Source organism: Lachnotalea sp. AF33-28, from assembly GCF_003477885.1.
GTDB lineage: Bacteria > Bacillota > Clostridia > Lachnospirales > Lachnospiraceae > AF33-28.
This window is the reverse complement of sequence record NZ_QUEE01000009.1, coordinates 192189-203883: the sequence shown is the minus strand read 5'-3', so window position 1 is coordinate 203883 and position 11695 is coordinate 192189. Positions and strand designations below refer to the sequence as shown.

At 47.9% G+C, this 11695-nt stretch carries 15 protein-coding genes; 9 read left to right on the top strand and 6 right to left on the bottom strand.

Translation table 11 applies throughout. From position 1 onward, the window contains the following. Positions 1–123 precede the first annotated feature (123 nt). The 7 genes from DWZ56_RS14195 to DWZ56_RS14165 all read left to right on the top strand — a co-directional run bounded on the left by DWZ56_RS14195 (position 124) and on the right by DWZ56_RS14165 (position 6137). Positions 124–1986, top strand: a complete 1863-nt coding sequence (locus tag DWZ56_RS14195; protein WP_118557295.1) for an AAA family ATPase — start codon at positions 124–126, stop codon at positions 1984–1986. A 285-nt stretch (positions 1987–2271) separates the two neighbouring features. After that, the gene (locus tag DWZ56_RS14190) at positions 2272–2613 is read left to right on the top strand and encodes a PadR family transcriptional regulator (protein WP_118557294.1); all 342 of its coding nucleotides are present in this window, start codon (positions 2272–2274) and stop codon (positions 2611–2613) included. After that, entirely contained in the window at positions 2588–3325 is a 738-nt protein-coding gene (locus DWZ56_RS14185) for a DUF1700 domain-containing protein (RefSeq protein ID WP_118557293.1), read from the top strand. The genes DWZ56_RS14190 and DWZ56_RS14185 overlap by 26 nt, the downstream gene beginning before the upstream one ends. Then, positions 3322–4176 (top strand): DUF4097 family beta strand repeat-containing protein, encoded by an 855-nt coding sequence (locus DWZ56_RS14180; protein ID WP_118557292.1) that lies wholly within the window; start codon positions 3322–3324, stop codon positions 4174–4176. Before DWZ56_RS14185 ends, DWZ56_RS14180 begins: the two co-directional genes overlap by 4 nt. A gap of 39 nt (positions 4177–4215) precedes the next feature. Beyond that, a complete protein-coding gene (locus tag DWZ56_RS14175) occupies positions 4216–4413 on the top strand; it encodes a PspC domain-containing protein (protein WP_118557291.1) in 198 nt (65 codons plus the stop codon). A gap of 81 nt (positions 4414–4494) precedes the next feature. Next, complete coding sequence (locus DWZ56_RS14170) at positions 4495–4710, top strand: small, acid-soluble spore protein, alpha/beta type (protein ID WP_118557290.1); 216 nt, start codon at positions 4495–4497, stop codon at positions 4708–4710. Between the two features lie 260 nt (positions 4711–4970). Continuing rightward, the gene (locus DWZ56_RS14165) at positions 4971–6137 is read left to right on the top strand and encodes a glycosyltransferase family 4 protein (protein ID WP_118557289.1); all 1167 of its coding nucleotides are present in this window, start codon (positions 4971–4973) and stop codon (positions 6135–6137) included. A gap of 70 nt (positions 6138–6207) precedes the next feature. Here DWZ56_RS14165 and DWZ56_RS14160 read toward each other — a convergent pair whose 3' ends face one another. Genes DWZ56_RS14160 through DWZ56_RS14150 form a run of 3 tightly spaced genes read right to left on the bottom strand, consistent with a single transcriptional unit; the run spans position 6208 to position 7254 of the window. Continuing rightward, entirely contained in the window at positions 6208–6819 is a 612-nt protein-coding gene (locus DWZ56_RS14160; protein WP_118557288.1) for a manganese catalase family protein, read from the bottom strand. After that, positions 6783–7082 carry a spore coat protein CotJB gene (locus DWZ56_RS14155; RefSeq protein WP_118557287.1) on the bottom strand — a complete coding sequence of 100 codons (300 nt, stop codon included), beginning with the start codon at positions 7080–7082 and terminating at the stop codon, positions 6783–6785. Before DWZ56_RS14155 ends, DWZ56_RS14160 begins: the two co-directional genes overlap by 37 nt. Then, positions 7072–7254: a spore coat associated protein CotJA gene (locus DWZ56_RS14150; RefSeq protein WP_118557286.1), complete on the bottom strand. Its 183-nt coding sequence runs from the start codon at positions 7252–7254 to the stop codon at positions 7072–7074. Before DWZ56_RS14150 ends, DWZ56_RS14155 begins: the two co-directional genes overlap by 11 nt. Before the next feature lie 299 nt (positions 7255–7553). On the opposite strand from DWZ56_RS14150, the gene DWZ56_RS14145 reads away from it, so the two are divergent. Then, the gene (locus DWZ56_RS14145) at positions 7554–9257 is read left to right on the top strand and encodes a glucosyltransferase domain-containing protein (protein ID WP_118557285.1); all 1704 of its coding nucleotides are present in this window, start codon (positions 7554–7556) and stop codon (positions 9255–9257) included. A gap of 55 nt (positions 9258–9312) precedes the next feature. On the opposite strand, the gene DWZ56_RS14140 is transcribed toward DWZ56_RS14145, so the two are convergent. From DWZ56_RS14140 to DWZ56_RS14130, 3 genes are read right to left on the bottom strand one after another with little or no spacing between them, the layout of a single operon-like run. Continuing rightward, positions 9313–9936 (bottom strand): manganese catalase family protein, encoded by a 624-nt coding sequence (locus tag DWZ56_RS14140; protein WP_118557284.1) that lies wholly within the window; start codon positions 9934–9936, stop codon positions 9313–9315. Further along, positions 9936–10229, bottom strand: coding sequence for a spore coat protein CotJB (locus DWZ56_RS14135; RefSeq protein ID WP_118557283.1), 294 nt, complete (start codon positions 10227–10229; stop codon positions 9936–9938). Before DWZ56_RS14135 ends, DWZ56_RS14140 begins: the two co-directional genes overlap by 1 nt. Then, positions 10226–10528 (bottom strand): spore coat associated protein CotJA, encoded by a 303-nt coding sequence (locus DWZ56_RS14130; protein WP_243095267.1) that lies wholly within the window; start codon positions 10526–10528, stop codon positions 10226–10228. The genes DWZ56_RS14135 and DWZ56_RS14130 overlap by 4 nt, the downstream gene beginning before the upstream one ends. Before the next feature lie 163 nt (positions 10529–10691). On the opposite strand from DWZ56_RS14130, the gene DWZ56_RS14125 reads away from it, so the two are divergent. Continuing rightward, complete coding sequence (locus DWZ56_RS14125) at positions 10692–11675, top strand: D-isomer specific 2-hydroxyacid dehydrogenase family protein (RefSeq protein ID WP_118557282.1); 984 nt, start codon at positions 10692–10694, stop codon at positions 11673–11675. The last annotated feature ends 20 nt before the right edge of the window (positions 11676–11695 follow it).

Below are 11695 nucleotides of genomic sequence, written 5' to 3'. Positions count from 1 at the left end.
TCATGTTTTATACCGTCCTTTATACTGCATATCCCATAACAAAGGTTTTTGCTTTGTTCCGAACGATATTGATTTTATTCTGAAATTGACTATAATATACTTAAAAGGACTGGAGGTGTCTGAATGGGCGATACAATGACTGTAAAGGAATCGGCAATACTGTGGGGGATCACAGAACGCCGAGTAACGGTCTTGTGCAAAGAGGGGCGGATAGAAGGAGCATGTAAGAAAGGCCGCAGGTGGGTGATTCCTGCAGATGCCGAAAAACCTATTGACAGCCGGATCAAAACCGGTGCATATAGAAAAACAAAAATGCTGCCTGACTTACCGCTGCCGGTTGGGATTTCAGACTACCGTCTAGCCTCGTCCCAATATTATTATGTGGATAAGACTATGATGATTAAAGAATTTTTGGACGACCGCCCTATGGTGTCGCTCTTTACCCGTCCGCGCCGTTTTGGAAAAACCCTGAATATGGATATGATCCGCACCTTTTTTGAAAAGACAGACGAAGATACTTCCAATTATTTTAGGGATAAAAGAATTTGGGCCTGCGGCAAAAAATATCGAGACTATCAGGGAAAATATCCGGTGATCTTTATTACCTTTAAGGATGTAAAACGGGATACCTGGGAGGAAACTTATGATCAGATATCAAAGATTCTGAGACAGGAATTTGAACGCCATAGCGAGCTCTTAGAAAGCGAGCAGTGCAGTCAATATGAGAAATCATATATGAAGACTATCTTGGAAGAGAAAGCGGACAGTACTGACATGATGATGTCTCTGCAAAGACTCTCTCAAATGTTGGATGAACACTATGGCATCCCGCCCATTATTATTATTGATGAGTATGACACGCCGATTCAGCAGGGACATATGAGGGGCTTTTATGATGACGTGATTCTCTTTATGCGCAACTTGTTTTCTGGTGGTTTGAAGGATAACCGTCATCTTTCCTATGGCTTTTTAACGGGTATCCTTCGTGTTGCAAAAGAAAGTATTTTCAGTGGTTTGAACAATCTTGCGGTCAATTCCATTATGGATAATCGATATAGCGAATATTTTGGTTTTACACCGGAAGAGGTAAAAGAGATTGCCCGCTATTATCATGCGGAAGAGAAGTACGAGGAAATTTGCGCTTGGTACGACGGATACCGTTTTGGAGATTCAGAAATATTCAACCCGTGGTCTGTCATTAATTATTTTAGAAGTTATTGCCAGCCTAAAGCCTTTTGGCAGTCAACCGGCAGCAATGAGATAATCGGCGAGCTTCTGGCGAATGCAGGAGATGATATCTATGAACGCCTTAATGTTTTATTGCAGGGTGAGTCTTTCCTGACGTATATTGATACCGGAGTTATTTATCCTCAGATTCGAAACAACCCTTCCTCTGTGTACAGCTTTCTCCTGGTTGCCGGCTATTTGAAAGCAGTAAAGGTAGAACCTGCTTTCAGCGGTGATTACATGTGTGAAGTGGCGCTGCCTAACCAGGAGATCGCATTTGTCTATAACAAAGAGATCCTCCAAAAATTAACCAATATCATTCCCCAGGCTACCGCGATCTCAATTCAGGAAGCATTATATTCCAATGACGCGCAGAGACTGCAAAAAGAAATTCACAGGCTTCTTCTTCAATCGGCGAGCTGCTACGATACGGTCGGGGAAAACTTTTATCATGGTTTTGTCCTGGGGCTTTGCGCTATGATGGACAATCGCTACCATATCAGTTCGAATAGAGAATCCGGTGAGGGCCGATATGATATACAATTGCTGCCCAAATTCGAGAATATGCCGGGTATTTTGATTGAACTGAAGGCAGCTAAGAATTTTTCTAAAGAGAAATTGAAACAACTTTCAGAGACGGCTTTGGCGCAGATGGAGAATTGTAAATATGATATAGAGATGATTAGTAAGGGGATTAAAACAATCTTCAAGTATGGGGTCGCTTTCAGCGGAAAACAGGTTGTAGTTACAGTTGGATAACGCAGGAACCCTATGGGAGACTCGAATCTTAATTGGACAACTGATGCTTCCGGTTTCCGTATGCTTCAAAGCAAGAAAAATGTAACTTTGGCGGGATGCAGCAGAGTCATCCACTCTTGTCAACATCGTTATTGTTGATAAGGGTTGTTGGCACTGCTGCTTTTCTTTTGAAAGAAAATTATTCAGTTAATATAGTTGACAAATAATATTATATGGAATATAGTATTAAATATAAAATAATATTGAAAGTAAAATAATATTATGTAAGGCAGAGGAGTTGATAAAATGGTTTTTAACACGGGTGCGGCATTGCTGGATGCGATCGTGCTGGCAGTGGTATCGACGGAGCCGGGCGGAACATATGGCTATAAAATCACCCAGGATGTGCGGCAGGCGATTGATGTGTCGGAATCCACGCTCTATCCGGTGCTGCGCCGTCTGCAGAAGGACGAATGCCTGGAAGCTTATGATATGGAATATCAGGGAAGAAACCGCAGATATTATAAGATTACGGAGAAGGGCAGCGCACAGCTTCGCCTATATCGGGAAGAGTGGGGGACTTATTCTACAAAGATATCTAAGATTTTGTCGGAGGTAAAGTATGAGCAGGAAAGAGTTTTTGGATGAGCTTGCGTTTCTGCTGCAGGACATTCCATTGGTAGAACAGCTGGAAGCGCTGCAGTATTATAACGACTATTTTGATGATGCCGGGCCGGAAGCCGAACAGGATATTATAAAAGAGCTTGAGAGCCCGGCGAAAGTGGCCGCTATGGTGAAAGGCGGCGTCAGCGAAGAGGACGGCGAATTCACCGAGCGCGGATATAGCAATCCCCATTACCGGGGACCGTCCTATGAGATGGTGGAAAAGGAAAAACAGCGGCGTGATAAGGAAGATCAGAGTCATCCGTACAGTGAAGAAGGCGGTTTTGACGGCGGGCAGAAAAGCGGCAGCTCTGGCCGCGGCATGGGAGGACTGCTGGTGGTGCTCTTCATAATCGGTTTTCCGGTGATTATCGCGATGCTAAGTGCCGTATTCGCAGTGATGGTCGGCGTGGCCTCCGTGATGTTTGCGGTTGGGGTCGTGCTGGCAGTCCTTCTGATCGTGTTCCTCTGCACAGGCTTTTTCTGTATAGCGGCAGGGCTGGCGAAACTGTTTACGCTGCCTCTGACCGGAGCGCTGTTCTGCGGGACCGGCAGCGTGCTGATTGGATTAGGTTTGCTGTCATTGGTGCTTTGCATATTATATTACGGGAAGGTGCTGCCGGCATGTATGCGCGGGCTGGGCAGCATGTTTAACTGGAGCATCGGATTGTTCCGGAGAAGGAGGTCCTGTGTATGAACCGGATAATGAAGATCTGCTTATGGATTGCGATCCCCATGATAGTGGCAGGCGGCATTGTGGCCTCTGTCAGTTTCCTGATGGGAGCCAGAGGATGGCGCGATGCAGCCGATGCGGATAATACTGCAAAAGTGAGTGAAATCTTATCGGGCAGGCTGGACAGCTTTAAACTAGATATCAACTACGGTGAAGTCCATATTGTGGAGGGCCCTGAACTAAAAGTAGAGGCGGAAGGCGTGTCCGACAGGTTTAGCTGGAAGCTGGAGAACGGTACTCTGACAGTGAAAGAAAAGGGCAGTTTCAATTCCGGGTTTTATCTGTTCGGCAAATACATCGGCGATAAATTAAATGAAAAACGCGTCATAACGATAACGCTACCAAAGGGAACGAAACTTAAGGAACTGGATATCGATGTGGGCGCCGGCTATGTGGAATTTGCCGGCATGACCGCGGATAAGGCCGATATCGATATAGGAGCAGGGAGTATGGAAGCGGATGAACTCACCGTGACCGGCAAATGCCGGCTTTCAGCCGGAACCGGATCCATCGCGGTGACGGAGATTACAGCAGAAAAGCTGTACTTAGAGACCGGCGTGGGCAGCATCGAAGCGGGGGCGCAGACTGACGGTGACATCAGCATAGACTGCGGAGTGGGCGGCATAACGTTGACGCTTCAGGACAGTGAGGACAGCTATAACTATAAGTTTGACAGCGGAGTGGGCGGTGTTACCATCGGTGAATCGGACTACAGCGGACTGGGTAAAAATAAAAACATCGACAACGGCGCCGGCAAGACCATATCGATTGAATGCGGCGTGGGAAACGTAGAAGTTTTATTTGAGCGGAATTAACATTTGCTCCGATGACGGAGCGGAAGGGAGCATTGGATTATGGAAGAAAAGAAATTATATAAATCGAAGAACAACAGAATGATCTGCGGTGTCTGCGGAGGACTGGGAGAGTTCTTTCATCTTGACCCGACACTGTTTCGCCTGATCTGGGCGGTATGGGGTTGTGTCGGTGTGGGTATTATCATTTATCTTGTGGCGGCGGTCGTAATGCCGGAAGCCCCTGAAGATATCTATTGAATAAACAGCCCTAAAGCGGTGATACTTTTAGTGTCGGCAATGAAACAGAGACTCGAACAAGTACGCGAAAGGGGCAAATAAATGGCTAAGAAAAAAGAAAAAAAGATCGACTTAAACAACCTTACTCCGGAAGAACAGCTGAAACTGGAAATTGCGGAAGAGATAGGGGTATTTGATAAAGTCATGGAGGGCGGTTGGAGATGCCTGTCCGCTAAGGAAAGCGGCAGAATCGGCGGTCTGATCACAAAGAAAAAGAAGCAGCTGAAAGAAGAAAGCATGAAAAGCCTTTCAATGTAAAACGAATTATAATCCAACCGTCGCGGGAGAGAGACAGCCCGGCCGGTTGGATTATTCATTAAAAAGGTTTTGCCGTACATACGGATGGCTCATACAATAAATGCGCCATCAATACCACAGCAAAAAAGAATGTCAATTGTAAGAAAATTGTAGTGCAAATAATCTGTTTTCTGTAGTAAAATGATAACTGCCCGGTGCATGAAAGGCGTCGGCATACGGCAGGCAAGTCCCTTTGTCTGCCTTAAATCGAGGAGAGAGTTATGAAAATACTGATCACTACTGATGCATACGTCCCGATGATCAACGGCGTGGTAATTTCTGTGATGAACCTTAAGGAACAGCTGGTCAAGAGGGGACACGAGGTGAAGATTCTAGCCCTTTCGGACACCGGCAGGGCGAGAAAAGAAGGAGATGTCTATTACCTGCCATCCATCCCTTTTCCGATCTATCCTGATGCCAGGGTAACTTTTTCATTTTACGGAGAGTATGTGAAGGAGCTGATTGACTGGAAACCGAATCTGGTTCATTCACAGAGTGAATTCACGTCCCTTTGCGCCGCGAAAAGAATCGCGAAAAATTTGAATATTCCGGTAATCCACACGTATCATACGATGTATGAGGATTACACACACTATTTTGTCAAGAGCAAGCGGGTGGGAAAGAAAATGGTCTCCTGGCTCGCCCGGATTCTGCTGGGAAAAGTAGATGTGATCGTCACGCCTACCAGAAAGGTTTCCGATGCTCTGAAAGGGTACGGCCTGAACAGACCCATGGTTTCCATACCTACAGGAATCGATTTAAGCAGATTTACCGGTTCCATGGAAAGCGCCGAGAGAGACGGGCTGAGGGCCGGACTGGGTTTTGGAAAAGAAGATAAAGTGCTGGTATTTGTAGGCAGGGTTGGAAAAGAAAAGAATATTGACTTTGTGGTGAGCCAGTTAAAGGGCCTGATGGAGCGCGACCGCACCTTAAGGATGGCAGTGGTCGGGGATGGCCCTCATAAGAAAGAGCTGGAAGAGCTGGTGAAAAATCTTGGACTTGCCGGACAGGTGGTATTCACCGGTGCGGTAAAGCCGGAGCAGGTGCACAGATATTATAAAGCCGCCGACGTATTTGTCAATGCTTCGGAAAGTGAAACACAGGGCCTGACCTATATTGAAGCGCTGGCCTCGGGTATTCCGGCGGTTTGTAAGATGGATGAGTGCCTCAAGGGCGTGATTGAGGACGGATATAACGGATATCTTTTTGAGGATGGGCAGGAGCTGGCTGAATGTGTGAAGCGGATCTTTGCGGATCGTGCGGCCTATGACCGGCTTTCAGAGAATGCCCAGAAGAGTGTGCTGCGTTTTTCAAAAGAAGAGTTCGGCAGAAGAATGGAAAAGCTCTATCAGTTTGTTTTAATGAAAAAAAGTACGGCTGAGAAATAGGCCATGGCATCCGCAGTGCTGTCTCAAATAAAAACGCCCCGCGTTCGGAATCGAATGCGGGGCTTCTTTGTTACTGCAGCTGTTTGACTTTATCAAATTCTGGGTTAAACGCGTAAAAGTTGCGTGAATCCAGTTGTTCCTGAACCATCCTTAAACCTTCTCCGAAACGCTGAAAGTGTACTACTTCTCTGGCGCGCAGAAAGCGGATGGGATCGCTGATCTCGGGATCTTTCACCAGCCTTAGAATATTGTCGTAGGTGGTGCGCGCCTTCTGCTCCGCCGCCAGATCCTCAGTCAGATCGGTGATCGCGTCTCCCTTGGATTGAAATTCACATGCGTTAAAAGGAATTCCTCCCGCGGCCTGCGGCCAGAGCGCTGTGGTGTGATCCACATAGTACTTGTCAAATCCGGAAGCCGTGATTTCCTCCGGGGTAAGGTTCTTAGTCAGCTGGCAGATGATTGCGCCAACGATTTCCAGATGGGCCAGCTCTTCAGTGCCGATATCGGTGAGCAGCCCCGATACTTCCCGGTAAGGCATGGAGTATCTCTGTGACAGATACCGCATGGATGCAGCCAACTCACCGTCAGGCCCGCCGAACTGACTGATGATAACCTGGGCCATCCTGGGGTTGGGCTTGCTGATTTTTACAGGGTATTGGAGCCGCTTTTCATAGTTCCACATTGGCAGGTCCCTCCTTCCCATGGAGCGGGCATTGAGCCCCATGTCCATTTGCCGGTCCCTTCGGATGTCATGCAGACTTCCAGCGGGCCGTACAGTTTTTCATATTCCTGTGCCGCTTCTTTTTTCTGTTTCAGAGTTTGATGAAAAAGCTTCAATGCGTCCTGATCCTCCGGGTGGGTATCCAGATACAGCGTCAGGTCGTTTACCGAGAAATTGGCTTCGTTTATCTGTTTCATAAGCTGATCCTGTCTGTTATCGTTCATGGATATCCGCACCTCCTGTGAAAGGCATGTCAAGGCAGGGAAAGATTGTTCCCCGCTTAAGAGCCTGATCATGCGGATAAATTTCGTTCTTCTCAGGCTGCGGAACAATATAGGCAATCGCCAGTGATAGTGGCGCGGCCGTTGGATGATTGCTTAAACTTGTCTGTTCCATTACAAATCTCCTTTCTCATGTCACCAGCCGCAGGCTGATGACCTACGCACACTTCAGTGTGCTTCCTATTTCATGTCACCAGCCGCAGGCTGATGACCTACGCACACTTCAGTGTGTCACTCTTTCGGTATAGTTTCCGGGTGAATCGGAACAATAATAGTATGTGTAGTTATTAAAAAATACGGCAGGGCAATGAATGGAATAAATGGTCGGTGAATGATTGACATAACCGTAAAATGGGGCGTAAACTGGTATCTGTGTGATCAGGGATTTCCCATTTGGAAAGCGGGGACTAAAATATGTTAAAAAATGAGTGGAAAGATGCGAAGGATATGGCAGTCTGCTTTAAGGCCTATTTATTCAGGAACAGATATGTGATACTGATTATGGGTATTTTTGTATTTCTGGTGCATGGGAGCAAACTGTTCAGCTTAAATAATGGCATAGATACGGAGCAGATTATTTTTCTGGGCAATGAGTTTTATGAAAGCTGGCTGGGGATAGGAAGGCAGGGACTTATATTCCTTAAGTGGCTTCTGGGGCTTGAAGTTTATAATCCGTTTTTTGCCCCGGTGCTTTTGATGATATTCTCTGTAACGGCGTTTATCGCTTATACATTTTTGCTGGAATATGCCGGCGGAGAATGCGGATTTCCGATACATAAAGGAAGGTTTCGGGGGCTGGCTCTTGTATTTGGCATGATTGTTGTGTCCCATCCTGTTTGGGCGGAGCAGTTTTATTTTACACTGCAGGCGGCGGAAATCATGCTTTCCGTCACCTTATTGGCAGTCAGCCTGCTTGCCGCGCACAGGTGGGGGCAGCGGGGAGGTTTCCTTTGGTTTGCGGCGGCGGTACTGCCTGCAACCCTGGTTTTTGGCACGTATCAGGCAATGATGCCTCTGTACATCTTTACGGGAGCTGCGCTCTCGTTTCTGCGGTCGGCCGGTAAATGGGCGGAGAAAGCGGACAGGGAAGAAATGCCGGAAAACAAAGGGGTGAAGGATAAGAAGGAAACGCCGGAAAAGGAAAAGATAACGGGAAAAAATGGAAGAAGCACAAACGGTGATGTTATTTACGTTTTCCGTCTTGCGGTGGTTTTTTTAACCGGCTTTGCCGTCAATCAGGTCATTACAGCGCTGTTTTTCAGCAAAACCGGATATGTTTCGGACCAGGTGCAGTGGGGAAACGGCAATTTTAAATACGGGTTCATGCAGATCCTGATGCATATAAAAGACGTGTTGACCGGAGACGGTATCTTTTATATCGGTACGTTCGCCTGGATTGCGCTCTGCCTTCTTTTTGCTCTGTTGATCGTATTTAGAGGACGCAAAGAAAAGCTGCAGAAAATATGGCTGCTTTTCTTATCAGCCGCCGTGTGCGCGGGGCCGTTTTATCTGACGGCGGTAATGGGAAAGGTACCGGTGGCCAGGGCACAGCTGGTGCTGCCCTTCTGTATGGGATTTATGGCATATATGAGCGGAGCGCTTTTGGATGGATCCAAAGCTTTTGCCGGCGGTAGGATAAAACGGAGGACTGCCGGGCTGGCCATAACAGCGGTCCTGATATCGGTTTGTGCCCTGTCCGTATGGAAAGAGGCAGAGATTACGAGCCGTCTGTATTATACGGACAGCGAGCGCTATGAGGAGGATCTGCGGCTGGCAGATACTATCAGCAGAGATATCGCAGAGTTTACCGGAGAGTATGATTTTTCGGGAACAGTGATATTTGTGGGGAAAAGAGAAGCGGCAGGCAATAACAGCACGGTTGAGGGAGATGTGATCGGGCATTCCATTTTTGCCTGGGACACAGATGTGGAACCCGCTTATTATTACAGCAGTTTAAGAATATTAGGATTTATGCACTGCATGGGCATGCGCTATGACAGGCTTACCGCAGATCAGGCTGTGAAGGCGGCAGAGGCCGCTTCGGATATGAGCTGCTATCCCAAGGAGGGCAGCATTGCCTGGCTGGAGGACACGGTCGTTGTTAAGCTAAGCGATTAAGGAGAAAAAGGTCCCGCAGGATGTATCAGATTCTGCGGGGCCGGATTTTAACGTATTATTTACTGCAGTTTTTCTGTACATTAACCTTATCGAATGCCGGGTTAAACGCATAGAAGTTTTTGGAATCCAGGTGATCCTGCACGATTCTCAAGCCTTCGCCGAATCTCTGGAAATGCACGACTTCTCTTTGACGCAGGAAACGGATCGGATCGCAGATTTCGGGATCCTTGATCAGTCTTAAGATATTGTCATAGGTGGTGCGCGCCTTCTGTTCCGCCGCCATGTCCTCTGTCAGATCGGTGATCGGATCGCCTTTGGACTGGAATACACAGGCGTTAAAAGGGAAACCGCCCGCTGCCTGCGGCCATAATCCGGTGGTATGGTCCACATAATACTTATCAAAACCGGAGGCCACGATCTCTTCCGGAGTCAGATTTCTGGTCAGCTGGTGCACGATCGCACAGATCATTTCCATATGTGCCAGCTCTTCGGTACCTATATCCGTAAGCAAAGCGGAGGTTTCCTTATATGGCATCGAATATCTTTGAGACAGGTATCTCATGGATGCGGCCAGTTCGCCGTCAGGCCCGCCGAACTGTGTGATGATCACCTGAGCCATCTGGGGATTTGGCTGGCTGATTTTTACCGGGTATTGTAAGCGTTTGTCATAAGTCCACATTAGCACATACCTCCTTCCCAGGGCCACGGGTCATTTACCCAGCTCCAGGCATTGCGGCGGCATTGGTCGCAGGAACCGGGAGCGCCGTCCGATAAAACCACACTTTTGGCTGTCAGCGGCCCGAAGCGCAGTTCGTGTTCTTTTACCAGTTTCCAGTAACATTCCTGCATAGTTTCATAGTACTGCAGAGCTTCCTGATCGCAGGGATGTGTATCCAGAAAGAGGATGGCTTCATCCAGGGCGAACCCTGTCTGATAGATCTGATTCATTAATTTCGCATGTTCTGCATTCATCTGCCTGCGCACCTCCCTATCATAAAAGGTTTATCCAGTTCAGGGAAGATGGTGCCCTTGTTTAATCCGCATTCCAGATCATAAGGCTCTTTCCAGCGCTGCCAGGGAACATACGCCATAGCAACGGGGAACGTATCAGGGGTATCCATGCGGGCATCCATTCTGGCATCCATCCGGTCGTTTGTGCGGCCGGCCGTATTGCAGCCGCAGTCCTGCATATTGTTTCTCATCATCGAAGGATTGTTATAGGCATACATCGGCCTGCGGGGATCGGGCCGTCTGTTATTACAATATTCCAACGTTGAATCTCCTTTCAATGTTCATAGATTTCAGATTCAATAATAGTTTATGCCGCGCGGGAGCTGAGGGTGACAGATGCGGATAACGTCGTGGTAGAAATTAGTTTAAAGAAGTGATATACTGTTAGCGGCGTGTAATGAGAGCGCAGAAATGAGGTTGATTATGGAATTAGCGGCGTACAGTTACAGGGAGGACGAACGCGAATATTTTGAAAAATTTGGAAAGCAGTACGGCGTTAAGGTGCGGCTGATAAAGGAAGCTCCTTCGCCGGAGAATGCGGCGCTGGCCGCAGGATGTGAGAGCGTGAGCGTCATCACCACTGCGATTACGGCGGAGATTATAGAGAAGTGGCATGAGGCGGGGGTGCGCTGTATCTCCACCAGGACCATAGGTTATGAGCACATTGACTGTGAGAAGGCCTGGGAGCTTGGGATGACAGTGAGCAATGTCAGCTATTCCAGCGGCAGCGTGGCGGATTATACCGTGATGATGATTCTGATGGTGATCCGGCGGATCAAGTATATCATGAAACGTTTTGAGGCCCAGGACTGCTCGCTGTTTATGAAGCGCGGGCGGGAACTGGCCAATATGACCGTGGGAGTGATCGGCACCGGCAGGATCGGTGAGCATGTGATCAAAAACTTAAGCGGTTTCGGCTGCCGCGTGCTGGCTTATGACCTGTATCCGAAGGAAAGCGTCGGAAGGATGGCGGAATATGTGGACTTTAATACGCTGCTTGGGGAGAGCGATGTGATCACGCTGCATACGCCTGCAACGCCGGAATCGCAGCATATGATCTGCCGGGAGAGCATTGAAAAGATGAAGGACGGCGCGGTGATCATCAATACGGCGAGGGGGTCTCTGATCGATACGGACGATCTGATCGATGCACTGGAGAGCGGCAAGATCGGGGCTGCCGGTCTGGATGTGATAGAAAATGAGATGGGAATCTATTACGGTGACCACAGATATAAGGTGATTCATAACAGGCAGAGAGCGGTATTAAATGAGATGCCGAACGTGCTTCTGCTTCCTCATACAGCGTTTTTTACGGACCAGGCGGTCAGCGATATGGTGGAATATTCGATAGTAAGCTGCCTGAATACGGTGGAAGGAAGAGAAAATCCCTGGGAGATAAAGAAATAGGGGCTGCGTCAGATAAAAAA

Bases quoted from the DNA above. Each gene is read 5' to 3' on its own strand.
- DWZ56_RS14175 (WP_118557291.1), top strand. From the start codon at position 4,216: ATGGAAGAAAAGAAATTATATAAATCGAAGAACAACAGAATGATCTGC.
- DWZ56_RS14125 (WP_118557282.1), top strand. From the start codon at position 10,692: ATGGAATTAGCGGCGTACAGTTACAGGGAGGACGAACGCGAATATTTT.
- DWZ56_RS14150 (WP_118557286.1), bottom strand. From the start codon at position 7,254: ATGGAACAGACAAGTTTAAGCAATCATCCAACGGCCGCGCCACTATCA.
- DWZ56_RS14170 (WP_118557290.1), top strand. From the start codon at position 4,495: ATGGCTAAGAAAAAAGAAAAAAAGATCGACTTAAACAACCTTACTCCG.
- DWZ56_RS14140 (WP_118557284.1), bottom strand. From the start codon at position 9,936: ATGTGGACTTATGACAAACGCTTACAATACCCGGTAAAAATCAGCCAG.
- DWZ56_RS14195 (WP_118557295.1), top strand. From the start codon at position 124: ATGGGCGATACAATGACTGTAAAGGAATCGGCAATACTGTGGGGGATC.
- DWZ56_RS14135 (WP_118557283.1), bottom strand. From the start codon at position 10,229: ATGAATGCAGAACATGCGAAATTAATGAATCAGATCTATCAGACAGGG.
- DWZ56_RS14165 (WP_118557289.1), top strand. From the start codon at position 4,971: ATGAAAATACTGATCACTACTGATGCATACGTCCCGATGATCAACGGC.
- DWZ56_RS14180 (WP_118557292.1), top strand. From the start codon at position 3,322: ATGAACCGGATAATGAAGATCTGCTTATGGATTGCGATCCCCATGATA.
- DWZ56_RS14160 (WP_118557288.1), bottom strand. From the start codon at position 6,819: ATGTGGAACTATGAAAAGCGGCTCCAATACCCTGTAAAAATCAGCAAG.
- DWZ56_RS14155 (WP_118557287.1), bottom strand. From the start codon at position 7,082: ATGAACGATAACAGACAGGATCAGCTTATGAAACAGATAAACGAAGCC.
- DWZ56_RS14145 (WP_118557285.1), top strand. From the start codon at position 7,554: ATGTTAAAAAATGAGTGGAAAGATGCGAAGGATATGGCAGTCTGCTTT.
- DWZ56_RS14190 (WP_118557294.1), top strand. From the start codon at position 2,272: ATGGTTTTTAACACGGGTGCGGCATTGCTGGATGCGATCGTGCTGGCA.
- DWZ56_RS14185 (WP_118557293.1), top strand. From the start codon at position 2,588: ATGAGCAGGAAAGAGTTTTTGGATGAGCTTGCGTTTCTGCTGCAGGAC.